Annotated in this window: 21 protein-coding genes and 1 tRNA gene; 5 read left to right on the top strand and 17 right to left on the bottom strand. The window is 43.4% G+C overall.

Annotated features, from left to right (window positions below):
• Window positions 1–23 precede the first annotated feature (23 nt).
• Window positions 24–2,285 carry a hypothetical protein gene (locus tag HC246_RS21265; RefSeq protein ID WP_169365437.1) on the bottom strand — a complete coding sequence of 754 codons (2,262 nt, stop codon included), beginning with the start codon at window positions 2,283–2,285 and terminating at the stop codon, window positions 24–26.
• A gap of 59 nt (window positions 2,286–2,344) precedes the next feature.
• Between HC246_RS21265 and HC246_RS26555 the strand changes: the two genes are divergently transcribed.
• On the top strand, window positions 2,345–2,476 hold the full coding sequence (locus HC246_RS26555; protein WP_263972551.1) for a hypothetical protein: 132 nt from the start codon (window positions 2,345–2,347) through the stop codon (window positions 2,474–2,476).
• 123 nt (window positions 2,477–2,599) lie between these two features.
• Here the strand turns inward: HC246_RS26555 and HC246_RS21260 are convergent, their stop codons facing one another.
• The gene (locus HC246_RS21260) at window positions 2,600–3,052 is read right to left on the bottom strand and encodes a DUF29 domain-containing protein (RefSeq protein ID WP_169365436.1); all 453 of its coding nucleotides are present in this window, start codon (window positions 3,050–3,052) and stop codon (window positions 2,600–2,602) included.
• Between the two features lie 269 nt (window positions 3,053–3,321).
• Here HC246_RS21260 and bchD point away from each other — a divergent pair, with 269 nt between their 5' ends.
• Complete coding sequence (bchD, locus tag HC246_RS21255) at window positions 3,322–5,367, top strand: magnesium chelatase ATPase subunit D (RefSeq protein ID WP_211167895.1); 2,046 nt, start codon at window positions 3,322–3,324, stop codon at window positions 5,365–5,367.
• Between the two features lie 31 nt (window positions 5,368–5,398).
• Here bchD and HC246_RS21250 read toward each other — a convergent pair whose 3' ends face one another.
• Window positions 5,399–6,073, bottom strand: coding sequence for a Uma2 family endonuclease (locus HC246_RS21250; RefSeq protein ID WP_169365435.1), 675 nt, complete (start codon window positions 6,071–6,073; stop codon window positions 5,399–5,401).
• A gap of 138 nt (window positions 6,074–6,211) precedes the next feature.
• Between HC246_RS21250 and HC246_RS21245 the strand changes: the two genes are divergently transcribed.
• Window positions 6,212–6,865, top strand: coding sequence for a DUF2459 domain-containing protein (locus HC246_RS21245; RefSeq protein WP_169365434.1), 654 nt, complete (start codon window positions 6,212–6,214; stop codon window positions 6,863–6,865).
• Window positions 6,866–6,888: 23 nt separating this feature from the next.
• On the opposite strand, the gene HC246_RS21240 is transcribed toward HC246_RS21245, so the two are convergent.
• Window positions 6,889–8,028, bottom strand: coding sequence for a tetratricopeptide repeat protein (locus HC246_RS21240; protein WP_263972550.1), 1,140 nt, complete (start codon window positions 8,026–8,028; stop codon window positions 6,889–6,891).
• Window positions 8,029–8,056: 28 nt separating this feature from the next.
• Here HC246_RS21240 and HC246_RS26075 point away from each other — a divergent pair, with 28 nt between their 5' ends.
• Window positions 8,057–8,203: a hypothetical protein gene (locus HC246_RS26075; RefSeq protein ID WP_225903091.1), complete on the top strand. Its 147-nt coding sequence runs from the start codon at window positions 8,057–8,059 to the stop codon at window positions 8,201–8,203.
• Window positions 8,204–8,335: 132 nt separating this feature from the next.
• On the opposite strand, the gene HC246_RS21235 is transcribed toward HC246_RS26075, so the two are convergent.
• The 4 genes from HC246_RS21235 to HC246_RS21220 form a co-directional block, all read right to left on the bottom strand.
• The gene (locus HC246_RS21235; RefSeq protein ID WP_169365432.1) at window positions 8,336–9,157 is read right to left on the bottom strand and encodes an FAD-dependent thymidylate synthase; all 822 of its coding nucleotides are present in this window, start codon (window positions 9,155–9,157) and stop codon (window positions 8,336–8,338) included.
• Window positions 9,158–9,238: 81 nt separating this feature from the next.
• The gene (locus HC246_RS21230) at window positions 9,239–10,009 is read right to left on the bottom strand and encodes a DUF4276 family protein (RefSeq protein ID WP_169365431.1); all 771 of its coding nucleotides are present in this window, start codon (window positions 10,007–10,009) and stop codon (window positions 9,239–9,241) included.
• Complete coding sequence (locus HC246_RS21225; RefSeq protein WP_169365430.1) at window positions 10,006–11,277, bottom strand: AAA family ATPase; 1,272 nt, start codon at window positions 11,275–11,277, stop codon at window positions 10,006–10,008. Before HC246_RS21225 ends, HC246_RS21230 begins: the two co-directional genes overlap by 4 nt.
• Window positions 11,274–15,122, bottom strand: coding sequence for a pentapeptide repeat-containing protein (locus tag HC246_RS21220; RefSeq protein WP_169365429.1), 3,849 nt, complete (start codon window positions 15,120–15,122; stop codon window positions 11,274–11,276). The genes HC246_RS21225 and HC246_RS21220 overlap by 4 nt, the downstream gene beginning before the upstream one ends.
• Before the next feature lie 112 nt (window positions 15,123–15,234).
• Here HC246_RS21220 and HC246_RS21215 point away from each other — a divergent pair, with 112 nt between their 5' ends.
• Window positions 15,235–15,822: a Uma2 family endonuclease gene (locus tag HC246_RS21215; RefSeq protein ID WP_169365428.1), complete on the top strand. Its 588-nt coding sequence runs from the start codon at window positions 15,235–15,237 to the stop codon at window positions 15,820–15,822.
• A 76-nt stretch (window positions 15,823–15,898) separates the two neighbouring features.
• On the opposite strand, the gene dut is transcribed toward HC246_RS21215, so the two are convergent.
• From dut to HC246_RS21170, 9 genes are all read right to left on the bottom strand, one after another.
• Window positions 15,899–16,336: a dUTP diphosphatase gene (gene dut, locus HC246_RS21210; RefSeq protein WP_169365427.1), complete on the bottom strand. Its 438-nt coding sequence runs from the start codon at window positions 16,334–16,336 to the stop codon at window positions 15,899–15,901.
• A 16-nt stretch (window positions 16,337–16,352) separates the two neighbouring features.
• Window positions 16,353–18,095 (bottom strand): serine/threonine-protein kinase, encoded by a 1,743-nt coding sequence (locus HC246_RS21205; protein ID WP_169365426.1) that lies wholly within the window; start codon window positions 18,093–18,095, stop codon window positions 16,353–16,355.
• A 79-nt stretch (window positions 18,096–18,174) separates the two neighbouring features.
• Window positions 18,175–18,696 (bottom strand): DUF4330 domain-containing protein, encoded by a 522-nt coding sequence (locus tag HC246_RS21200; protein ID WP_169365425.1) that lies wholly within the window; start codon window positions 18,694–18,696, stop codon window positions 18,175–18,177.
• 132 nt (window positions 18,697–18,828) lie between these two features.
• Window positions 18,829–19,455 carry a DUF2059 domain-containing protein gene (locus HC246_RS21195; protein WP_169365424.1) on the bottom strand — a complete coding sequence of 209 codons (627 nt, stop codon included), beginning with the start codon at window positions 19,453–19,455 and terminating at the stop codon, window positions 18,829–18,831.
• Window positions 19,456–19,525: 70 nt separating this feature from the next.
• The gene (locus tag HC246_RS21190; RefSeq protein ID WP_169365423.1) at window positions 19,526–20,146 is read right to left on the bottom strand and encodes a cofactor assembly of complex C subunit B; all 621 of its coding nucleotides are present in this window, start codon (window positions 20,144–20,146) and stop codon (window positions 19,526–19,528) included.
• Between the two features lie 82 nt (window positions 20,147–20,228).
• Entirely contained in the window at window positions 20,229–21,398 is a 1,170-nt protein-coding gene (locus HC246_RS21185) for a glycosyltransferase family 4 protein (protein WP_169365422.1), read from the bottom strand.
• 348 nt (window positions 21,399–21,746) lie between these two features.
• Window positions 21,747–21,818: transfer RNA gene (locus tag HC246_RS21180), tRNA-Lys, on the bottom strand.
• A gap of 77 nt (window positions 21,819–21,895) precedes the next feature.
• Window positions 21,896–23,248, bottom strand: coding sequence for a tRNA (N6-isopentenyl adenosine(37)-C2)-methylthiotransferase MiaB (miaB, locus tag HC246_RS21175; RefSeq protein WP_169365421.1), 1,353 nt, complete (start codon window positions 23,246–23,248; stop codon window positions 21,896–21,898).
• A gap of 276 nt (window positions 23,249–23,524) precedes the next feature.
• Window positions 23,525–24,103, bottom strand: a complete 579-nt coding sequence (locus tag HC246_RS21170) for a hypothetical protein (protein ID WP_169365420.1) — start codon at window positions 24,101–24,103, stop codon at window positions 23,525–23,527.
• Between the last annotated feature and the right edge of the window lie 448 nt (window positions 24,104–24,551).

Here is a 24,551-nt window from a genome sequence, read left to right as displayed (position 1 = left end):
CGCAAAGCTAGGCATTGTTCATTTTAACGGAAGTTCCATACTTCGTAGCGGCGATTGCGAAAGGTGAGGATTTGTCCTTCGATGCTGCTTGGTAATACATCTAGCCAGATGCGACCTCCATTCATATCACTAAATAGCAGGGAGCCATCACTCGAAAAAGCGATCGCTAAAGGATAATGGCGATCACCTAAATCAACTTGCGCTCGATCTAGTAATAGTAAATATTCAGACTTACCTAACCCGTCTAAATTAACTGATAAAAGAGACCATTGCTGCTGCACAAGGACACTAAAATCTTCAATACTCATGGAGACCTGTCCATTGCGTTGCAACTCGCTATACATGGTGCGAATTAAACGTTCAATTACTTTAGGTGAGAGGGTGAGCCAATCAACAGGAATTCCCTTGGGTGGATCGAAATTACCGCCACTAGTTACAAGCGCAGGAATAATACTTTTATTTAATAAAGGGGCAATAGTTGCTTCCCCCGAAGCTAAGATTTTTAACTGACCATCATCGCCAACCCATAGGGATTGGGCAGTTAGAGTTGCGGCTTGGGTCTTGCCATAGGCATCATAGATCACTAGACCGAGATTGTTATTAATTGATAGTCCCAAAATTCGCCATAGCAGAATCGATGAGCGATCGCTTAGTTCAGGGAAGGGATCATTGCGCCATTTATCACCATCTTTAATCAGATCAATCCGCACTTCGTACCAAGCTTGACCTGACTCTAACTTAGGTGGTGGGATGAACCATTCTGAACCTACATTCCCTTTGCCTAAATAGGTCACACTGCCTAGTAATTGCTGTGGTTTGATGGCAATGGGAGCGAGATCGAGTCGCTGTAACAATTGATTGAAATCTTTTGCCTCAACTTTTTGTTCTCTCAGCCAATGCTCAGCACGTCGTAATCCATTGCGCTGTAAAACTACTAGTCCTCCCCAGAGCTTAATTTCTGTTGCTCCTGTAAAGGTCAACATGGTCGTCACTCTCTGCCAAATGTGAGGATGATACTTATCTAACATTTCGGCAATGCGATCGCCTTTATAGGTAGTGTCATTGGCGATCGCTAGTGCTTCACTCCATCGACCATCAATAATATTAATCAGAGCTTTTTCGCCAATATTTGCATTGGGATTATCTGCTCTTTCAGAGGTAATCTTAGCGTGAAAGGCAATCAAATCATACTGTTCTTGCAAATATGATGGTAGGGTTTTGCCCTGCGATCGCAACTCATCAACCATCAATTGAAATTTACCTAATGCAGGTGACCATAAACCAACACTTGCCATCACTAGTGCATCTTGGTATGCCTTAGATTGATTTTTAGCCTCGTTGAGATTGATTTGGCGTAACTGAATTTTATTAATGGAATTAGTAATCGATTCTTCAGGTTGATAGACCAAGAACATTGGCTCAAATTCCTGAGTTTGATTGATAACTAGTTGTGTAGAATTAGGATTGCTCGTCACTACATTGCGCCATTTGGGAAGTTCACCTGCGGCACTTGTCCAAGCATCTAGTTCAAATAGCTGTGATCGCTTATTGGTGACAAAGTAATAAATCTGCCCATAGGCGATGCCATCGACATTTCCCGATGTACTGAACCAAATTCCATCTTTTTGATCGCCGATTTGTTTCGGTGGATTATCAATTAAGGATAATTTTTTTAACGGTAGTCGATTGCGGCTGGGCTGTATTCGTTCAGGAATGGAATAAGTCGCATATTTAAACAGAGGCGATCGCACAAAATACTCATCAATTCCTGCGATCGTGGTGGTACTAACCAGCAAAAATTTCTCGACCCCTCGATCCCAAACCAACTGATAAAGACGGATTTCACGGATATTCTGGGTTTCTTTTTCCAGAACAGTGTAGATAATTTCGCCCGTTTTAAGATTGTAATTTTCGCCAAGCTTAAGCTGGTTACGCGCCAGTTCGTCTTGAATTTGCTGAAGACTTTTAGGAATATTCCATAAAGAATTAGGGTAAAAAGCGGGCGCTTCGGAAGAGCCTAACCAGCTAATTGCTAAGGGATTAACGAGATAAATTGCCCCTACAGCAATCAGCCAAGCCAAGAGGGGAATACTGCATACTATACCTAGATTCGACCAAGTAATGTAATCGCGTGGATCTCTACTTTTACCTGTTAATAAAAGTTGCTTGGATTTTGAATTTGACTCTAAATTGGGTTGATCAGCTACTTGACCAACATCTAAGGGTTCGCGATCGTTTTTGACAAGATCGCCCAAAGATTTTGAAGATTCAGGCAAAGAGTCCATGCGTGATATCGGCAAATCTTATACAGATGACATAGCCTAGCATATCTAGGTTGAGATCTATGTCGGTTTATGCCATTACTCATTACCGTCAAGCAGCGATCGCGATCGGCGAGTTACGTCTGGGGCAAATCTCTCTTGGGCTTGTTGATGAGCGATGTTGTCACAACCTTAAGGGACTTGCTATTGATTAAAGTACCTGTGGCTTCGACTCCGCTCAGCCAACGTTAGCTGAGCGAAGTCGAAGCTAGATAACTTTGGTGGGACATTTTTTATCCGCAAGCGCCTAAAAGTGACAAAATGGCTGATTACATGGCTTATGTTAAATCATCATCTTCCCAAATTGTGTAGATTTGCTCAAAGACATCATCCCAACTTAATGATGCAATTTCCGCCTTCTTGCCCATCTCATCTCTAGCATCCTCTTTCGCCGCCATAAGGCACTTGTCCCAAATCGAAATTAAAAAATCTCTATTTAGACTTGGCATCTCCTCTTGACTCTCCGCAATTTCCCGCCTTGCCGAGCGAATTGAAATTACCCAACTAGCACTACGTTTTTCAGGCTGGCATTTCCACTTGATAATATGCAACATTAATCGAGTCAATTGACTACCTACAGCTCTCCTTTCTGATCGCCCCATTGACTCAACTAAACTCTCCAAAACATTATATGCTTCAGCCATTTGTCCCTCCTGCACCAATTCCTTAGCAGTCACCGCAGCTAGATATGGCGACTGAAACACTAGTTCATCCCATGCGGTTTTTGTCATGATCGCTGATATTCCTAACTGAGTAGCTAGCTCTAATCTTAGCTTAGGCTACTATTGCAGTTTGCATGTTGCCATAAGTAGCTAAGCCCCAAAACCTGTAGCTCACGCTGCGCGTGAGCTACAGGTTTTGGGTTTGGGTTTTAATTACCCTCCGCTACTTAGGCAAAATGAAAACTGCTATAAACGGTATAATTTAGCCGAAGCTTAAAATTTCATTTTCTAAAATTCTTATTAACTTTCTTATATCTTTTAACCCGTAACTCGATCGCATGGTATCTTCGCTGCCCCTAACTACAAATATCTCTTACACCCCCATCACCTTTCCCCTTGCGGCTGTGGTCGGTCAAGAAGCAATTAAAACTGCTTTACTGCTAGCAGCGATCGATCCTACGATCGGTGGCATTGCCCTCGCAGGTAGACGCGGCACGGCTAAATCCGTCCTTGCGCGCGGTATTCATGCCCTGTTACCACCCATTGAAGTCGCGATTGAATCCCTCAGCAATTGCGATCCGACCAAGCCTGACACATGGGACGATGTGCTAGTCAAGGCAATGAAGGATAAAGATCCTAGTGAAATTCAGACTAAAGTTATTCCTGCACCATTTATCCAAATTCCTTTGGGAATTACCGAAGATCGGCTGATTGGTTCTGTCGATGTGAGCCGTTCGGTGCGTGAAGGTCAGACTGTATTTCAACCGGGGCTACTAGCAGAAGCCCATCGTGGCGTTCTCTACATTGACGAAATTAATTTACTCGACCCACAGATTTCTAATTTACTGCTTTCGGTTCTCTCCACAGGTTATAACCAAGTCGAACGCGAAGGAATTAGCTATCAACATCCCTGTCAGCCTTTGCTGATTGCCACTTACAACCCAGAAGAAGGCGCGTTAAGTCAGCATTTGATGGATCGGATTGCGGTTAATCTCTCCGCCGATGGCGTTCTCTCCCTCGATCAGCGCGTAGAAGCTGTGGATATGGTGTTGGATTATGCCAATTCCCCTGAAGCCTTTTTGCGTGGCTATGATGCCGATGTCGATGATTTGCGAACTCAGATTATTTTGGCGAGAGAATGGCTTAATGATGTGACCATTTCCAGAGCGCAAATGCAATATTTGATTGCGGAAGCCGTGCGTGGCGGCGTGCAGGGGCATCGTGCAGAATTATTTGCTGTGCGTGTGGCAAAGGCGGCGGCGGCTCTGGATAGTCGGACTCAAGTTAATGCCGATGATTTGCGTCAAGCGGTGGAGTTAGTCATCGTACCGCGATCGCCTCTTTCGCCAGAACAACAGCAGCAACAGCCTGAACAGCAGCAACAGCAAGCCCCACCCCCACCTCCCAATGATGATGGTGAACAGGAGCAGGATGATAATCAAGAGGATCAGGAACAGGATCAAGAGCAGGAAGATGAATCTCCTGAAATTCCTGAAGAGTTTATCTTCGATCCTGAAGGCGTAATTCTCGATCCTGAAGTGCTATTTTTCGCGCAGTCTATGCAAAAGCAAGGGCGATCAGGTACGCGCAATGTGATCTATTCCCAAGAGCGTGGGCGTTATATCAAGCCTGTTTTGCCTCAAGGAAAGAGCGATCGCATTGCCGTTGATGCCACCCTCCGCGCTTCGGCTCCCTACCAAAAGGCAAGAAGAGCGCGTCAGCCCCATCGCAAGGTCATCGTCGAAAGTACCGATGTGAGAGCAAAGAAACTAGCCCGTAAAGCAGGGGCGCTTACTGTTTTCCTCGTCGATGCGTCTGGCTCGATGGCACTCAATCGGATGCAGTCAGCGAAAGGTGCGGCTTTGCGAATGCTCACCGATAGCTATCAAAACCGTGACCAAATTTCCCTCATTCCTTTCCGAGGCGAAAAGGCAGATGTATTGTTACCGCCCACCCGTTCCATTGAGGCAGCAAGGCGGCGTTTGGATACGATGCCCTGCGGTGGTGGTTCGCCATTGGCGCATGGATTAACTCAAGCGGTGCGTGTGGGCTTGAATGCTAGACAATCAGGTGATGTCGGTTCGGTCACGATTGTGGCGATTACCGATGGACGCGGTAATGTGCCACTGGCGCGATCGCAAGGTGAACCCATCGATCCTGAGAATAAACCTGATATCAAAGGCGAATTGATTGATATTTGTCGGAAGATTCGCGCCTTGAATATTGGGCTGTTGGTAATTGATACAGAAAATAAATTTGTATCAACAGGCTTTGCGAAGGAACTCGCTGCCGCAGGTGGTGGCAAGTATTACCATTTGCCCAAAGCGACTGACCAAGCGATCGCCAATGTTGCCATGAGTGCGATCGCAGATCTGCGTAACTAAATAAGAAAGGGTGCTTTGCACCCTTTCTTATTTATGGCTCAATTCCCAATTCTCTCAGTTTTGCCTCAAGGCGATCAGCACGTTGTTTTTCCGCATCAGCACGTTGGCGCTCTTGGACGAGTAAATCTTGGATTTCGGCATAATTTAAAAACGGAGTCCCATCGGCATGAAACATTTTTAAGGTTTCATCGGTAATTTCAAACTGAATTCCTAATCTGGGGCTTTGCCACCCTCGCACAATAACCAGAGGTGATAGGCTATCACTTTGCCTCAACCACACTAATAAGCGGTTGGCTTCGTAGTCATAAATGTAATACTCCTGCACTCCATAGCGATCGTAAAATAGGAGTTTCTTATCCATCTCTTCTTTCGTATTAGATGGAGAGAGAATCTCAAATACAATCTGTGGAGCAATATTATCTTCTAGCCATTGTTTGTAAGAGCCGCGATGTCCCCTTGGTCTACCGATCGCAACCATGATATCGGGAGCAGTGGAGAGATCATTACGTCCTTCGACTGGATACCACAACAAATCCCCTGCAACAAAAATCTTGAGATCGCTATTTTGATTTTGACTAAAGAACCAGTCAAGATTTTCTTTGATTGTGACGATCCAAATAAAATGCGTGGTATTGCTTGCCATGGGTTGCCCATCGCTTTCGGGGTAAATAACTTCAGTTGATGAGATGGTTAGCTGCGAAACCATAGCACAACTCCATAAGAGAGGATTTGGTTTATTTTAACTTGCAATAAGCAGCTTTTGGGCGTGGTAAAGGTACATCAAAAATCGGTTCTTTAAGCTTTATGATAATTAGAGATTAGATAAATAGCTTTAAAGTTGATCGTGTCCCGCAAAAGAAAAATTGCGATATTGTTAGGCGTGTTATTGGGGATTGCAGTAGCGATCGCTAGTTATTTTCTCTATTGCCCTAGCCCTGTTGCGGGACTGTTTCCACCACCCCCCAATGCCAAGACTCGGACAATTTATTTTGTGCAGCATGACTGGCATTCAGGCTTAGCATGGGCGCAACGTGATAAAGAGAACTTTGGAGCAGAAGCATGGAAGGATGCGCCATTTGTGGAAGTGGGATGGGGCGATCGCCAATTTTATTTTGCAGGCGATCAATCAATTCCTTCGATGCTGCGAGCAGTTTTTATTCCATCGGATAGCGTGATGCATGTAGCAAGCTTTGTAGAATCACCCGAACAATTTTTCAAATTTCCCGTTTTTAAAATTGAATTATCGGAAGTCGGGTTTCAAAATTTATTTACCTATGTGAAACAGACTTTTTCGGTAAATGAAACAGGCGATCGCTTAGCAGCGATCGGTAAGGGGCAGTATGGGGTGAGCAATTTTTATGCAGCAGTTCCTAGATATTTCTCTTTGTTTAACTGCAACACATGGGCTGCCGAAGCTTTGCGTCAAGCAGGGGTTTCTATCTGTCCTAATCGCGCTCTGTTAGCCAAAAATCTTGCCGAACAACTAAAACCCCAATAAAGATTTTAGCTAAGCCAAAATCTTTATTGGAACTCCTGCAACGCCGATCGCAATATTGCCGCAGTTTCGTAATTTTGTTGCTGCTCATGGAGTTTAATGGCTTTAGTAAAAGAGGCGATCGCTTCTGGGAAATATCCCGCCTTCATCAGCACCACACCCAAATTTTGATGGGCATCAGCATAGTCTGGTTCTAGAGAAATAGCCTTTTGATAAGCGGCGATCGCTTCGATAAAACGTCCTGAAGTTTTGAGCGCAATTCCATAATTAAAATGTCCTTGAGCAAAGTTAGGCGCAATTTGAGTAACCTTTTCAAAATAGGCGATCGCTTCCTTTTGATTAAGCTCTTGATAGATATTTCCTAAATTGACATAAGCAGATAATTTGACGAGATTGGGAACATCAAGCTCGATGACTTGGTTATAAGCTTGTTTCGCTAATTCCCAATCCTCATTTTGCTGATAGGCAAGCCCCAAATGGTAATAAATCTCACAGCGAGTTAAGTTCTGTTGATCGGTATCATCAATTAATGATAAGCCCTTTTGTAATAGAGAAATCCCAAAATCGCGATCACTATCGGGGTTATTGATATACAAAGCCCCTAGTTTATTGAGCATATAACTATCCTCTGGAAATTCTTCCAAATGCTTGTGCATTAACCTTTGAGCAAACTCATACTTATCCCTGAGTTGAATTTCGCTATCCATATAGCCATAATGCAACAAGACAGGAACTTCCACATTGAGGATTCTCCAATGTGGTTCTTTTGACTGCCATGATGCTACCGATTGATCAATGGATTCATGATAGATGCCCGTAAAGGTAATCTCAGGATGATTGCGGAATAGACGTAAGATGAGGGAATAGGGGGCTTGCTTCGCGCCAATTTCCGATCGCATCAAATTTACGGCTAAACAATCATCCTGTTGCATCACCTCTTGCAAAATGGCGATCGCACTTTGCTCTAAAACTTCATCAGCATCAATTACTAAAATCCATTTACCCTTAGCCTGTGCGATCGCATAGTTCCGCGCCTGTGCAAAATCATCACACCACTCAAAGTGAAATACTCGCGCCTGATATTTTTTGGCAATAGAGATAGTGCGATCGCTTGATCCTGTATCGACGACAATGATTTCATCGGCAAGCGATCGTAGACTATCCAAGCATTTTGGTATGCGCTGCTCCTCGTTTTTGACAATCAAGCAAGCGCTTAACTCTATGGATATTGGCGATCGGGAAAATCCTTTTTTGCCAGATTTAGCTGTTTTAGGACGAGACATTGAGAATCTTGATGTTTATTTACTAACGGATGTTGCGGGGAAGGAATTTCTGTCATAGCCAGAGTCTTGGGCTGGCACGGGGGGCACAGCCCCTACGTAATCTATATTGTATTTGGGGTAGGGGCAATCCCCCCGTGGTTGCCCTGCTTGGCTAGCAGCAAGATGTCTATCATCTACATTCCACATAACATCACTTCCTGAGCTTATTACGTTCTAGATCAAATCGATAGGCTTGGAAACCAGTAAAATTGGCGCGTTTCTCAGAATTAGGAAGGGCACTTGCGACATGCTCAAAGGGTGATAGGTGAGCAGGTTTAGAAGTTAATAGGCGATCGTGCAGTTTCACATCATCGGCTAGACTACGCACCCCATCATGATTGAGATAACTGACTCTAGCACAGCGTCCCACGGCAACTTTCACTAATTCATGAATATCGCTAATTTCGTCAATATCCTCTTGCTTAATCAGTGGCAAATGCCATTCTCCTGAGTTTAATTGCTTTGGTTGACTCGCATCATAGGCAGCTTTCATTTTATTAGCTAAATCTTGAATTTCAGGCTGTGCGTCAGGATGACAGCGTTGTTCAAAGAAGTTTTGATATTCGGTTCCCGAACAAATTACGGTAATTGTGGAGAATGGTTCCAAAAGGCGATTAACCACTTGTTTATGAATACCAATGTCCACTAGTCGCCGCGCATGACGGATTGCATCGAGTCTGGCTTCTTGCCATACTGCTGCGGCGGCTTGGATTTCAGCTTCGGTTACTTCGGTTTGGGCGGACATTCCCTTTTGATTTTTGCCCCAATGTAATGGATAGACTTCTTGACTCTCGACGAGTTTGATCATTTTCTCGACGGGAATGGCTCGACTACTGCTGCTGTTTTTGCTGAGCATTCGATGGGTCATGAATTCTGAGTGAATCATGCGGTGGTAGGTCAGCACAAAGGTGGTCAGGCGATCGCCTGTTAAGTTAATGCTGTCAGCGATGATTGCGGCTTGGGGTTGAAACATGATGCTTAAATTCTTAATTCATCTAAGATTGTAGTCTTGATTGGCTTTGGGGTATAGCAGTTAGCTGTTAGCGCTTAGCAGTTAGCTCTTTGATGGACTTGTGAGCCGTGATAGGCTGGTGAAAAATTTGCGGAATTCTGGACATTTTTGTTGGGCGATCGCCGAGTCAAGTTGCTTGATAAAACGGGCGGTATGCAGTTGTTTGGAATATCTCATTCCTTCTTTTTGTTCTGAAGCTTGGATAATCGCGTTGGAAAGTTTTTGATGATAGCTCTGGGGAAATGCGGGATCTAGCCCAAAATCTTCAGGATCTTTAAAGGATAGTTGGCGATCGCTTACGAGCCAGTGCTGCATTGCCTTACATTTATCACGAAAGTCGGGATCTCTGGCTAAAGTTTGATCCCAATCGGCTATCACCCAAGACTCTAATTCTGGCTTGGCGAATCCGATGATGTGATTAACTGGCGGAATGTTGGGGTTATTTTGCCATACTTGATTGAGGAGATCTCCAAATTCTTGAGATTTCTGTTGACAGAACTCGTTTGGATCGTTAGTGCCTTGGGATGGATAGTCGAGATCGTCAAAAATCAAAATGAGATCGCACATGGGATCATTTAATCTGAATTTATGATTTAATCTCTCTTCAATTTCTTTGAGCAATGACTTGCCTGTTAAGGCTTGAGATGCTCGATCCGTCTTAGGTTTTGCACCTAGTTTGTTGGGTTTGATTCCTTCCTTATTACTAACTGGTGTCACTCTTTGGAAGTCACAATTTGGAAATTCTCTGCGTAAGTAGGGAAGTAGTCCTGATATTTCCGATTGTCCACCTCCTGCAAATACCCATACGATCACAGCGCCCAGCCTCCGACTTCAGGTTCACCTACCCGATAAAGATCGCCAAGTTCCCATCCTTCATCTAGACGATCTTGGAGGCGTTCTTTGGATAGGGTTTTGACATGGAATAGAGTTTGCTCTGGGTTGGAGGCTTCAAAGACATGGACATTTTCGAGACGGTCTGTAAATTTATCTAATAGGTCGGGGCTATGGGTGGTGATGATCACCTGTGTTCTAGCGGCGGCGTTTTTTATCCATTCAGCGAGATAGCTCAACCATTGAACGTGTAAGCCGACTTCTGGCTCGTCAATGACGATGAGGGAGGGTAAGTTAGGAGAGTTGAGGATGATTGCCCAACATAGCATTCTGACTGTGCCATCGGACATTTCATCAAGGTATAGGGGACGTTTGGTATTTTGTAAATGCCATTCAATGCTAATTCTGGTTCTACCTGTTCTGATGGGGCGAATGCGTTTTGTTTGTGGCACGATGTCGCGCATGATGACGTTGAGTTGGTCTTCAAAGTCGATGCTTTCTTGGATGAGATTGTCTAGGACTAGGGCGAGGTTTTCACAGTCAGGATTGAGATATTTCTCTGGAGATCCAATTTCTGGTTCTGCATTACGAATCTCTTTAAGATTCATATTATTAGCACTGTAAAATTGCCAATCAGCTACAAGATTAATAATCTGACGACAAACACTGTACAAAGGTTTAAGATTTGGAGGGTTTTCTATATTCTCTAATAAGCTTGGGATAATTGATAAAGAGATTTCTTTGGTTTGAACTATTTTTGATTTTGCGTAATGGGAATTATCTTGAGGTTCAAAAATAGCTCCATAATCATTTGATTGATATGGAAAGTGATAATAAAAAGCACTCCCATGAAGATCGCTAACTTGTAACAAGGACTCTTCAGATATGTATGGAAAAATTTTGTCTGAGCAAAGGATGGAAAGATTGAGTTTTAGTTTATTGTTAGTATTTTCGGTAACAAAGCTAAATGACAGATTGACTTTTTCTGGCAATAAATATCGTGCATTTAATATCCTTGAATCACCTAGATTAGATATAGCTTGTATGAATCTTGATGCTCCGTTGCTGTCTAGGAAAGCATTGCCAGAAATACTCTCTTTTAAGAAATTGAGTAATGTAATAAAATTACTTTTGCCAGAGCCATTAGAACCAATAAAGATGTTTAATCCTTCGCTAAGTTTTAAACCTTGCTCTAAATCAAGATTTTTATATCTTTGGGCGGTGACTTCGCTAATACATTTTATGTTCATGATGTTGCCTCCTCGCTAGCTCTCAATGCTTCTAGTTTTTCGGGTGTAAATGGATTAATGCCAGATTTTAAAGCTTCAAGCCAATGTTGTCGCTTTTCTAACATTTCTCCTTCAAGTTCACCACTGTTGATTGCAGCTTCAAAATCTTCAATTGCACCAGTCAAGTTGCCAGTTAACGCTCTTGCTAGACCACGAGTATTATGATGTTTTGCAGATTTTTCTAATTCAACAGCCTTCTCGCAGGCAAATAGAACATCAGTAGCGCGATTATGCAGGCTACCAAACCAGCCTAATCGATTCCAGTAAAATGCAGAAATCTCCAATTTAGGATCGATTGTTTGTGCTTCGGAATAAGCTGCAATTGCTCCATCCACATTGCCAGAAACAACCAAATCTGAACCATTGCCCAGCAAAACTGCTGCTCTAAATTGCGGATTGCTAACTAAAGCGTCAGGTACATTAATTGCTTTATTTAAGCCTCTAGCGCTTGACCAAATTGCACCTTCATTTGATGAAATATAACTGAGGTTTGCGCGATAGAGGATTGCGCCACTGAGGATTGCGCCACTGAGGATTGCGCCACTGAGGATTGCGTCATGGAGGTTTGCGCCAATGAGGATTGCGTCATTGAGGTTTGCACCACTGAGGTCTGCGTTACTAAGGTTTGCGTTACTAAGGTCTGCGTTACTAAGGTTTGCGTCACTGAGGTTTGCGTCACTGAGGTTTGCACCACTGAGGTATGCACTAAGGTTTGCGTCACTGAGGTTTGCTTTACTAAGGTTTGCACCACTGAGGTCTGCTTTACTGAAGTCTGCACCACTGAGGTTTGCGTAACTGAGGTCTGCACCACTGAGGTTTACGTAACTGAGGTCTGTACCACTGAGGTTTGCGTTACTGAGGTTTATGTCACTGAGGTTTACGTCACTGAGGTCTGCACCACTGAGGTTTGCACCACTGAGGTTTGCTTTATTAAGGTTTGCTTTACTAAGGTTTGCTTTACTAAGGTTTGCGTCACTGAGGTTTGCGTCACTGAGGTCTGCGTCACGAAGGTTTGCGTCACTGAGGTCTGCGTAACTGAGGTCTGCGTAACTGAGGTCTGCGTCACTGAGGTCTGCGTAACTGAGGTCTGCGTCACTGAGGTTTGCTTGCATGAGGTTTGCTTCACATAGGTTTGCTTCACATAGGTTTGCTTGCATGAGATTTACGTTAAATAGGTTTGCTTGAATGAAGTTTGCTTGCATGAGGTTTGCTTGCATGAGATTTACGCTATGTAGTTCTGCTTGCAAGAGGTTTGCTTGCATGAGGTTTGCTTGCATGAGGTCTGCGCCAGTGAGGTCTGCGTTCCACAGTGTTGCTTCACTGAGGTTTGCATTGTTTAAAAATTTGCCGACTATTTCGATAAAGCCACCATCTTCAATGCATTGACCATAACCAATAATACGGAGCAATTGTCTTGGGTGATCGATCGCGTCATCTTTTGAACTGTAATTGCAAGGATGAAATGAAACTTTGTCTTTTAGTTCTGAATTTGCTTGAGCATAACGATGGAAAGTAAACATCAGGATCAAAACATTCAAGCCTGTATAAACATCAACCTTACGTTGTCCGATCGCGACACCTTGCTTCTGCATCAAACGTGCTTTCCTAAGTGGCATAGGCTCTCCATCTGACTCAACCGCCTCAATAAAGTCCCCATCACTCCAAGCCCAATAAAACCCATATAAGCGCTCAAACAGCCTTGCAAAATCATCGTCTTTGCCTTTAAATTCCCTTTCAATCAAAGCCACCAAATATTCCACAATCTCAGAAGTGAGCGCTCCAAATCCCAATAAATCGTAAACCTGCCACTCTAAATCTTTATCCTCTACTTCCAAAACTTGGCGACTAGCTCGGCGTGGATCGGGCTTTTGTCTCGACCATGCCAACAAACTATCAACCAAACGCTCTGCACAAAGAAACTCACCAAAACTCTTATGCAGAAACTCCATCGAATTATTTTTACCATCCGCCGCCTTCAGATAAAAAGTCGCCAACGCCACAGGCAAAGTATCTTTATCTTGATCCTTCCGAGCATCCTCAAGAGCATTTTTTAGTTCGGGTGCTAACCTTGCTTCAATCACCTCCAAAGAAGCACATTCTCCCCCAGACTGAGCCACACACAAACCCGCCTCCTTCAAAATATCGCGAATATCTTCTACATCTAAACTTGTCAAACGTGGATTAAGTTTGTCATTACGCTGTTTGGTCAAAACCCAGTCTAGAGTCGCATCGTAAATCAAAATTTTGGCACTGTTCCCCGCCTTCTGGAAGTCCTCAATCTTAAACCTATTATCCCCGTGCATCGCTGCCAATAGATACAATAACAATGGCTCTTTTGCCAAGGTCTTTACCTGCTCAGGACATTGATCGTCGCTAATAAAATCTTGAAATTTTTGAGCCGCATATTCTCCTTTAAGTACCGCCCATTTCTTCAACCAACTCGTCTGAACTTCTGGACTCATATCAAGGATTTTCACCCGTTCCAAATTGGGACGCATCTCACGCTCAATCCCAAACAGCGCAAGTGGTCTACCCGTAATAACGATCCGATGTCCACGCTCCTTAATATTTTTGCAACCATCTTGAAAACTAGAAACACGCTCTAGAAAATCCTTGAGACTGCGATCGCGCCCACGTTGTAACAGAAGTTCATCAAACCCATCCAAAATAAACAAAAATCGCGTATTCCGATCCGTCAACCAGCCATTATCACTCCGCGCAAAATCCGTATTTACCGAATTCCGCAGCAAAATATCAAAATCATATGCTGAGATGTCAATATCCCGCAATCTAATTAAAATCGGAATCCAAATCGGATATAGCTCCCGCCTTACGCGATCGGCAAACATCCGACAAAACACACTCTTCCCCCGCCCCGGTTCCCCTTGGATAAATAACACCTGTCCCGATTTGCTCTCATCATTGAGTAAACCTAACGCCCATTCTTCGATGAACTGAGGTTCGCTATTGTTGTTATTTTTTGCGATCGCCTCAACCTGCAACTCCACATAAATATCTTCAAATCCAAAATTCTCCTCAAAGACTTTTTCTTTAGGCTTCTCAGCAATCACCTCTTTTAAATAGCGATCGATGCTGTCATAGGTTTCTATCTCACGCTGCCACTCACTACCATAAATCACAGATAGCTTCTTCACCTTGTCCTTAATCTCCGCCAACGCAGGTTTAATATCCCGATGTGTCATCCGCGAAATCCGCTCGACAATAATCTTCGCTTGCCCCTCCTCGATCCCCGCCTCAACCAATCGCGCCAAAACAATAGGAGTCAACCCATCCGCCAACTTCGAGTCATGAAAGCAAAGTAAAACTGTCCTAGCATCAGACTCAGTTAAAGTAAGACTCTTGCTAAATTGTGCAATTTGTTTCTGAAGGCGATCAGAGGCTTTTGCCTCATTTAACTTCTCCAACAAATGCTTATTAGCATCATCATCACTAAAAAACTTCTTAAAACTCTCTAAATAAGCCGCCTGTCCTACCAGTTCCACACAATCTTCTAAGGATGGATCTTCCTTAGTGCTATTCAGATAAAACTGCAACAACTTACTAGCGATCGAGACAAATGGCAGTCCTGCTCCCACCACCTGCACAATGGGTAAATTCAAAACATCTAGCAGTGAAGAAACCTGACTAATTAAAGGCGTTAATTCGGGAAGCGACTTATTTTCGTTTAATGCCTTAGATAAATCCAAAAATGTCTTAGTAGTGTCAACACTTCCCTGTGTTAATTCACTAATCGAGATCTTGGTATTCATCAGATCCCATAGCCTTTCCCACACACCCTTTGACATAGCTATCAAGCCTAAAAATCTTCTGCTATCTTAGCCTAAATTCATTCTATATACACACTAATCTTTCACTAGTATAATAAAAGTCAGCGTCAATGATTAAAGTAGATGAACCATGACTCTCGCCACAAAAAATATTCCCTCGATAACGCTCGATCGCTTTCTGACTCAACCAGAAACGAAGCCTGCTAGTGAATATATCAATGGTTCGATTTATCAGAAGCCTATGCCCCAAGGTCAACATTCTCGACTTCAGCTTAAATTTTGTAATACCGTTAATGCAGTAGCCGAAGACAAACAAATAGCTTTAGCTTTACCAGAACTGCGTTGCACCTTTGGGAATCGCTCAATTGTGCCAGACGTAGCAGTATTTCAATGGCAGAGGTTGCCTGTTAATGCGGAAGGAGAAATTGAGAATGTATTTTCCATTTATCCAGATTGGGTAATTGAGATTCTATCGCCAGAACAAGCACCGATGCGAGTCATTAGTAATATTTTGCACTGCCTCGAACATGGTACAGAAATGGGATGGTTACTATTTCCCAATGAGCGATCACTATTAATATTTCAACGCGATCGCCAACCAATTGAAATCAATAGTGAAATAAATGCTGCTCAGAAATTACTTGTACCAAATTTTTTGGAAATAGAACTAAGTTTAACTGTAGATCAAGTATTTGGATGGTTAAAGGTAGGAAAGTAGAAGGAATTATCCATTAGTTTAACTTTCCAAGAGATTTTAGGATTTGGATAGCTGGATAGAGTTCATTGTGCGATCGCTACTTCAGTCCTGTACTGCCAAAACCACCAACACCACGATCGCTAGTTCCAAGTTCTCCTTCAATATATTGAGCTTGAATTACAGGCTTCAGAACTAACTGCGCGATCTTTTGTCCTTTCGCGAAGGTATAGGCTTCTTTACCAAGATTAATCACAATTACTTGGATTTCACCACGATAGCCCGCATCAACTGTACCAGGGGAATTAAGAACGGCAATACCATGTTTCAATGCTAATCCACTTTTGGGACGTACTTGAATTTCATAACCAAGGGGAATATCTACAGCTAAGCCAGTGGGAATTGCTGCGCGATCACTTGGTTGTAAAGTGACTTCTGCAACTGAATACACGTCAGCCCCAGCATCGCCAATATGCGCGTAGCTAGGGATCTGTGCATCAGGATGTAGCTTTTGGAATTTAATTTCTATGGTTTGCATTAATTAGAACACTGGACTAAAAAGTATTGGGATTTTTGGGAGTTGCAGTCGGCTTGAATGGCTCAGGTGCAGGTTCTATAGGAATAGGCGGCGATGGCGATCGCGTTGGTTCATTACTAGGACTAGGAGAAGCTGTAGATCTTGGTGATTCAGTTGCTCTAGGACTGGTCGATGGACTAGTTGTTGGGGATTCAGTAGGTGTAGCTGTAGTGGTTGGTTTTACCGTAGGCGTTGGAGTAGAGGTTTGAGAGGGAGTTGTTGGTTGAGGTTTTGGTGCTGGAGTTTCTAGCTGCACATCTAATTTGTAGCCAGTTTCATTTGGACTAGTTGTTTTAATTTCAATATAGTAAGCACCACTCTTTCTTAGCCTACCTTTCCAATATCCTGTCGTATTATCCTTAGCATTATTATCAAGAGGATTTTGATCCTCGTCCTGAATCGTCATTTGTAGGTTTTCACCGTTAGTCAAGGATACACTCAGATTATCTTCCTTCTTGGCTTCAAAACGAACTTTAACTATTTTTCCGCTTGTGATGCGATTGCTAGTAGAATCTTGACTGATTCCTTCGCTAGTTTGCTTTAAATTTAGAACAACATTAGTTACTGTTGCACTATTGGAATTAGCATTTTGGGAAGTAATAGCTGTTTCGGTCGGATTGTTGGTTAGACGATTGCGGCTAAAAAAGAAGGAAGTCACAGCCCATGAACCAATGCCAGCAACTAAGATGATCAGAATGCCGATAAACCAATTGATTCCACTACTATTATTCGATTCATTAGTACGATTGGGAGCGTTACTTCCATAATTAGCGGGATTGCGATTATTAGCTCCTGCCACTACAGTGCGTTGGGGAATTGTTGCGGCGACATTAGATGGCACAGGTCGTCCAACCACATAGGTCTTTGCACCAGAAAAAGAAGCTTGGGCTATTTGAAGAGCTTGCATTACCTCATCCGCCGAGCGATAGCGATTGGTGGGCTTGTAGCTCAGCATTTGATTGATAACTCTCGCAAAGGCAGGATTGACATTGGTGTACTGCTGCCAATTCCATGCCAGATTGATGCTATCAAATAGTTCTGATGGTTCACGTCCCGTCATCAGCACAATGGAAGTTACGGCGAGGGCATAAAGGTCACTATTCGCATAGGCATTACCTGACTGTAACTGCTCTGGTGGTGCATAGCCAGCTTTACCCGCTACCGTGGAAGAGGGGATACCCATTTGGGAGTTGAGCTTAGCATTGGTTTCTTGGACAACTCCAAAATCAATTAGCACAGGTAAATTATCCTGCGATCGCAACATCAAGTTTTCAGGTGAGATATCACGGTGAATAATATTGTGACTATGCAGATAGCTCAGCACTGGTAAAAGCTGTTGCATCAAGGCAAAAATTTCATTCTCGGAAAAGGCTTGACCAGATTTCAAGCGATCGAGGAGTAAATTCCGATAATTCTTGCCCTCCACATAGTCCTGTACTAACAGAAGTCTGCCCTCTGACTCAAAGGTGGCGCGAAACTCTGGTACTTGGGGATGGCGGATTTGGTATAGTACCGATGCTTCACGTCGAAATAATTCTTTCGCTTTTTCAGATACCTCTAGTGAATCTTGTGGAGGAATGAACTCCTTGAGTACACAGGTTTCATTAAAGCGCTCTAGGTCTTGCGCTAAGTAGGTACGCCCCATACCACCCTGTCCAATTGTTGAGCGGATAGCGTAGCGACCTTTAAGAACAAAACCTTGAGGAAATGGGGGTTGCATTATCGGTAATTGGTAATTGGTGATTGGTAATTGGTAACAGATGATCGGTAATTCATTAATTAATCATGAAATTAAAAAATTAGTACCTTACTGCCATGGCACTACCACGAATCAGATATTTAGAGCCTTCGATGTCAATTGATGTGCCGACTTTGACCTTTTCATTGCCAAATACTACGCCATCGTTGGTAACTCTGGCGGTGGCTTCGAGGGTAAGCGCTAGGTCAGATTGGGATGTGGACACAGCGCGAGGATCATCAAAGACAACTGGAGAACCATCTGCTTTGGCGGCAACAACTTGGGGGGTGGAGATACTGACTTTTTTGATGGTGACTTCGCCGCGTGGCTGATTGCGAATGATGATATTGACTTTATCGCCAATTTTAATCAGGTTCTGGGGATTCGTAGCACTAAGACCGCGCACATTCATATCTACTTGGACGGTTTTGTTTTCAGCAGATAGCATTTGGGCGATCGAACTACCACTGTTGCCGGGGACAATGAGTAAGCCGATGAGGACGATCAGGATTGTCGCGATCGCCCCGATGTCCAAAATGCTAAGTTTGCCAAATAAACGACCTTGCCGATCTAAAATTGCCATGCGTATTTGCTGAATGTAACGGTTGAAATAGGTTTAAAGATTAAACAATGAGGCTGTGAGTAAACGCCATCAGCATTACAGTATAAAGGCAAATTGAATCTGTGCAGACATCCTAAGTGTAGTTGACAGATTTCACTTTGGCTTGGGCAAAGCGTTCAATAGCTCTTCGGTAATGATTTCGGTCATAATACGTGACATTTTTGGCAGCAAAATATCATTGGTGCGGCTCATGGAATCGAGCATAATCTGAGGCAAGACACTAATTGCTTTTTTGCCCGTTGAAGACTTATAAAACCCAATAATATCGCGCAGTTCTGATTCCGTAAAATACTTGTCATAGATAGGATAGGAGACTTGCTCGATCAGTTGACTGAGGTCAATTTGCTTAATTACGCGATCGCGATATTTGATTGCCATCCGCGACACGATGTCACTAAATTGTTTTTGCACTTCGGGGCGATCGCTATTGAGCGCAGGAACAGTTTTTAAAATGGTCGATACCATCTTGGGCAATTCTGAGCGAACCATGGATTCCATAACTTGATTAGCATTTTTGCTGGATTCCGTGATTTCTAGTAGTTCCTTAATCAAGGCGCGTTTTTCTGGCGAAATTACGGTTGTTACGGATGCGTCGGGTTTACTTTGGGGCGTTTCACTACTTTCTTGGGCGATCGCTTTGGTGAAATTAAGTGATGGCAAAACCGAGCCAGCCGTTATTAATGATGACAGGGTAAGGGTTACAAGAATGCGGTTTAGCATAATAATCGTGAATAGTTTGAATGGGTTAGTTTTTTAGTTAAGGCAATTACCGTCTTCGACAGTAATTGCCTTACTGCTGTTGTTCGAGATTATAGGCGAGCTTATCAGCGATCGCTGTTACCCAATTTTCATCTTGTTTAGTATAGCTACGGGGAATATTTGCCCCTAATACCATGACTCCTTTTTCGCCCAGAGGTTGCACAATTACACCCTGTGTATTTTCGGGCAAATAATCAAACTCGACGCGCCCAGGATAAAGCTCTAATTTGACTAGATATACTGGCTTCTGGGTTTTCATCACTCGTTCCGCGATCGTGCCAAGATTGACCTGCTTGCTTTTCCCTAAAATGCCTCTGCGGAGGATCGTTTGGCGATCGTAATAAATAGCTACTACTTTCGTCACCGTATTAGTTAGCAATATATGTGAAGCCCAAGCCAATTCTGTCTTTACTGCTTCAGGTAAAGCTGCCTCAATTTCAAAACCTTCTTCGCCAACTAGGGTCACGGCATCAGGTGGTTTCGGCTGTACTTGCTGCCATAGCAACCCAATCAAAATCAAAACAGCACTTAATAAAATCCCTAAAGCATCAGCCCTTGCCTGACTAGCCGTAAGGTTTAATGTCACCATCCGATTGATCAATAACGCCAATCCGCCCAATGTCCCCACTACAAGGGGCAAATATCGAATCATCTAATCCTCTACAGTCTGGTTAATTTTTAAGACATATATCATTGAGATAGTGCTGCCTTCGGGAGCACTATCTCAAACAAACTTAGAAAGCGCTAACTCTGACCCATTGTTGGCTCATGGTTTGCTCATAGAGTTCTTCCAAGCGATCAATATTTTTGGTTAAGGTATAGCGCTCTAATACTCTTTGTCTTGCTTTGATCCCGATAATCTTTGCCATTTCAGGATGATCGACAAATAGGGGCAAAAGTGTACAGAGTTGCGAAGTCACCTTATGGGAATCAAGAATAATCCCTGCACCATGCTCAATTACCTCACCATCTGCGCCCACATCGGTGGCAATGCAAGCAACACCGCAGGACATTGCTTCTAACAAAGATAGGGATAATCCTTCCACTAGTGAAGGCAAAATAAATACATCCGTACCACGTAAAATCTCGATCCGTCTTTGTTCATCGGCAATATACCCCATCCAGACAATACTAGGATCATTACCATAAAAAGTTTTTAAGCCAGCCAAGAGGGGACCTGTACCAACGATCGCTAATTTACAGCCTTCAGGCATTCGACATTTGCGCCATGCCTTGAGCAGAGCCTCTACGTTTTTCTCAGCAGCTAGTCGTCCTTGATAGAGAAATAGCACATCAGCATTGAGTTCTTCCTTGATATTTGAAGGTCCGGGGGAATAGCGATCGCTATCGACACCATTAGGAATAATCGCAATTCTGGTATTGGGAACGCCTAATTTATTCAGGAGTTCCTTTTGAATATTAGAGAAGATAATAACTTGATTGTAATCTGCCAAGGATGGTGCATAAATCTGATAAGTAAGTTGCTGGGTGCTAGATGCAAGATTACGACGTTTGATGTCAAAGGGTTGGTGAAAGGTTGCCACAAGGGGTAAATCTAGCTCCGCACAAATTTCTGGCAAGCGGAAATCGAGGGGGGATATCGCAAGGGATGCATGAATAAGATCGGGCTTTAGCGATTGCAGGGAATCCACCAGAATTTTATTAGCCCGCAATGATGGAACAGTATAAATCGTGGATTTGTAGAGAAAAGGTAAAGCGACATCCTGTGCCTCTTGAGAGTTTTCGTCCAATTCCTCGTGATCTGGATTATCGTGATCCGATTCAGGAGCAAAATGCATAAAGCTGACACGATGTCCGCGATCGAGTAATGCATTTGTAATTTCGCGACTATAGGTCACGTTGCCACAAGCAGGCGATTTTTTACCTAACCATGCAATATGCATGAACTACACCACATTATTACCAAAGGTATAATACCAAATGCTCAGACGACAACACCTTTGCACATTAGCAAAAAATATTTTGATGGAATAGAAAATCAGGACATCATGTGCTGCTTTTCTATTTTTACGTCAGTTCGGGTTAAGCTGGCATATTTTAAAAGCCCAAAAGTAAAAGCCTTGCTAAGCAAGGCTTTTACTTTTGGGCTTTGAGAGAGGGTTTGCTATGCAAACCCTCTCTCAAAGCTCGTTTCAAATTATCCCGAACTCGCGTTGTTTTTGGGCATAAGCGACGACAGCTATAAAAAAATTTAGCCAGTGACATGCACTGGCTAAATTGCTAGAATTTCATGGGTCGCCCGGGATTCGAACCCGGAACTAATCGGTTAAAAGCCGAGTACTCTACCGTTGAGTTAGCGACCCTGATTTAGTTGTACTAAGCGCTTGCGGCTGTATTTGAACTTCCGTTTTTTATCGCGCTTAGCTAGTCTAACATGACTTTAGCAAATAACACCAGTCAAACTGAAAGGTCTAACCTCAGTAATTTTTATGGAAACTGTTTGACCTATTAGTTCGGCTAATGGTTTACCTGTGGTGTTTTCTGTAAAGGCAATGCGATTGGTGCGTGTGCGTCCCATCACTTGATGAGGATCTTTATGGTTTGTGCCTTCGATCATGATTTCTTCGATGCGTCCTGCATAACGCTGCGATCGCAAAGCTGCATTTTGGTTAACGGCATGATTGAGGCGTTGGAGGCGATCGCTTTTAATCTCCTCACTCAATTGATTTTCCCAAACCGCCGCAGGTGTCCCTGGGCGAGGCGAATAGGCGGCTGTATTGACGAGATCAAAGCCAATGTCATTGACTAGTTGTACAGTTCGCTCAAACTGCTCCTCAGTTTCCCCCGGAAACGCAACGATCGCATCGGCAGTAATTGCCGCATCGGGCATCACCGCACGGATATCATCGATAATGCGACGGTAACGCTCATGGGTATAGCCGCGTGCCATCGCCTTAAGGATATCGTTATCACCTGACTGGAAGGGAATATGGAAATGTTCGCAAACCTTGGGAAGTTCGTAACAGGCTTTGATCAGTCGTGGGCTGAAATAGCGCGGATGGCTAGTGGCATATCGAATGCGATCGATCCCCTCGACATCATGGACGTAATAGAGCAAGTCCGTAAAGGTAATTTTGCCGCCAACGCCAGCACCAATGCCACCTGCGGGCAGGTCGCGCCCATAGGCATCAATATTTTGACCAAGCAAGGTAATTTCTTTGTAACCTTGAGCCGCTAGTCCCTCAATTTCCTTACGGATTACTTCAGGGGTGCGGGATTGTTCGCGTCCACGTACTGAGGGGACGATGCAATAGGTGCAGTTTTCGTTACAGCCATAAATGACATTGACCCAAGCCGATACGGAGCTATTGCGGCGAGGTGTGGTGATGTCTTCTTCGATATAGGCTTCTTCGGTGGCGGCAACTTGATTGCCATTAAAAACCTGTCCCAAAAGATCGCCAAGACGGTTGACATGCTGAGGTCCCATCACGAGATCAAGCTCAGGTACTCGTCTCAAGAGTGCCTCACCTTCTTGCTGAGCGACACAACCAGCAACAACTAGGGTTAAGTTAGGATTTTCGCGTTTACGTTTGGCTTGTCTACCTAGGTACGAATACACCTTTTGCTCGGCATTGTCGCGGATGCTGCAAGTGTTATACAAAATCAGGTCGGCTTCTTCGCTTTCCTCGGTTGACTGATAGCCCATATCTTCCAAAACGCCTGCCATGCGTTCGGAGTCAGCTTTGTTCATTTGGCAGCCGAAGGTGACGATGTGATATTTCTGAGCAGTCATGAAAGTGTTTAACCAAGCCGAAAAGATTGCTGTCCTATTCTAATATCTTTCAGCATTGATTGTAAGCACTACGTAACTTTGGGGCGATCGCATAAAAAAGTCCATAAAATTTAGGAGTGCCGTCTATTGACTAATAGCTGCCACTCTTCTCATCATGGGTTGCTAATTACCGCAGGAGTAAAGTTAGTTTTTGATGATATACGTCAATTGCTAGATTTTCTGTAAACAACCTAGAACTCTCGCTGCATAGCGCCAGTATTTAGCCATTGTAAGTGATTACTTGTTATCGAAGCGATTGATGCCGTAGCTCTCCTCGACAAGCATGGCTACAGTCCCATCACAAAAGGGCAACCTCTTTCCCTTGATAATCTGTTTTAGATCCCAAAGTTGTCTGACTTCCGCTTCCATAGCAGGTATTTTATCCGCATGACCTTGATCTTTTAACTTTTGACTCTCAAGTTCGAGATGTCGCGCCAATCCATCTGAACGAAACAACGTCGCTTCCCAATCCTCAGGTTCTCCTGCCACCAATATCCAACCTGAGTTCCACACGTCATCAGGCAAAGTATACCACACCAGTTTTCGTAACAGTCTACCATCACTAGCATGTTCATAAACAAACCAATCTACCGAAGTATCCCCATAGACAAAAAAGATTTCTCCCAATTGCCCCGATTTAGCTTCAGTGAGAGACTCTTCGCCGAACAGTACTTCATCATCAGGAAGCTCGTCATCGGGCTGATAATCGCAAAGCAGCCAAGGGGAATTTGGAAGAGGTTCAACCCTTTTACCAAATATCTTTCGGGCATTCTCAATCGATTCGCTACGAACAAAATATGCCGAGTAGGATTTCATAATTCACTTACCCTAGATTTTGATGACTTAAGCTGGCTGGAGATAGTCGAGCATAAATTACTGTAAGTCATATTTTAAGTCAAATGAGATCGCCTCAATTATCTATCTAATAAAGGTTTTGCAGTATGGCGATCGCTATTACTGTTAGGTGTGAGTTGTGGGTGATCGCTTAGTATAAAGTTTACTTTCCTATGACAAAAAACTAGAGTTGGAGTTAAGACTAACTCCTTAAGGTAGGCTAGTATAACAACTATTTCAACGACATCCTTAACGCCTTAAACATAATCTCACATTAAGTTTTAATAATTATTTGGAAATGGTTGTAGTTGCCATAACCGATCGAGAAAATCTCTTGACTATCGTGACTATCGTGCTTTTTAAGAGGTATTCTTTGCTTCATTAAAACCTCCTGTACTTCATTCTTAAAAGAGAAGAATTAGCGAAGTTT

It is taken from the genome of Pseudanabaena yagii GIHE-NHR1 (genome assembly GCF_012863495.1).
GTDB classification, from domain to species: Bacteria; Cyanobacteriota; Cyanobacteriia; order Pseudanabaenales; family Pseudanabaenaceae; genus Pseudanabaena; species Pseudanabaena yagii.
The sequence above is the reverse complement of the archived record's forward strand: the minus strand, read 5'-3'. Positions and strand labels throughout refer to the sequence as shown.

Excerpts from the sequence above, each read along its gene's own strand:
- HC246_RS21205 (WP_169365426.1), bottom strand. The coding sequence starts at position 18,095 with ATGCAACCCCCATTTCCTCAAGGTTTTGTTCTTAAAGGTCGCTACGCT.
- HC246_RS21200 (WP_169365425.1), bottom strand. The coding sequence starts at position 18,696 with ATGGCAATTTTAGATCGGCAAGGTCGTTTATTTGGCAAACTTAGCATT.
- HC246_RS21260 (WP_169365436.1), bottom strand. The coding sequence starts at position 3,052 with ATGACAAAAACCGCATGGGATGAACTAGTGTTTCAGTCGCCATATCTA.
- HC246_RS21195 (WP_169365424.1), bottom strand. The coding sequence starts at position 19,455 with ATGCTAAACCGCATTCTTGTAACCCTTACCCTGTCATCATTAATAACG.
- HC246_RS21215 (WP_169365428.1), top strand. The coding sequence starts at position 15,235 with ATGACTCTCGCCACAAAAAATATTCCCTCGATAACGCTCGATCGCTTT.
- HC246_RS21265 (WP_169365437.1), bottom strand. The coding sequence starts at position 2,285 with ATGGACTCTTTGCCTGAATCTTCAAAATCTTTGGGCGATCTTGTCAAA.
- HC246_RS26555 (WP_263972551.1), top strand. The coding sequence starts at position 2,345 with ATGTCGGTTTATGCCATTACTCATTACCGTCAAGCAGCGATCGCGATC.
- HC246_RS21170 (WP_169365420.1), bottom strand. The coding sequence starts at position 24,103 with ATGAAATCCTACTCGGCATATTTTGTTCGTAGCGAATCGATTGAGAAT.
- dut (WP_169365427.1), bottom strand. The coding sequence starts at position 16,336 with ATGCAAACCATAGAAATTAAATTCCAAAAGCTACATCCTGATGCACAG.
- HC246_RS21190 (WP_169365423.1), bottom strand. The coding sequence starts at position 20,146 with ATGATTCGATATTTGCCCCTTGTAGTGGGGACATTGGGCGGATTGGCG.
- HC246_RS21235 (WP_169365432.1), bottom strand. The coding sequence starts at position 9,157 with ATGTTTCAACCCCAAGCCGCAATCATCGCTGACAGCATTAACTTAACA.
- HC246_RS21220 (WP_169365429.1), bottom strand. The coding sequence starts at position 15,122 with ATGTCAAAGGGTGTGTGGGAAAGGCTATGGGATCTGATGAATACCAAG.
- HC246_RS21250 (WP_169365435.1), bottom strand. The coding sequence starts at position 6,073 with ATGGTTTCGCAGCTAACCATCTCATCAACTGAAGTTATTTACCCCGAA.
- HC246_RS21185 (WP_169365422.1), bottom strand. The coding sequence starts at position 21,398 with ATGCATATTGCATGGTTAGGTAAAAAATCGCCTGCTTGTGGCAACGTG.
- bchD (WP_211167895.1), top strand. The coding sequence starts at position 3,322 with ATGGTATCTTCGCTGCCCCTAACTACAAATATCTCTTACACCCCCATC.
- miaB (WP_169365421.1), bottom strand. The coding sequence starts at position 23,248 with ATGACTGCTCAGAAATATCACATCGTCACCTTCGGCTGCCAAATGAAC.
- HC246_RS21225 (WP_169365430.1), bottom strand. The coding sequence starts at position 11,277 with ATGAACATAAAATGTATTAGCGAAGTCACCGCCCAAAGATATAAAAAT.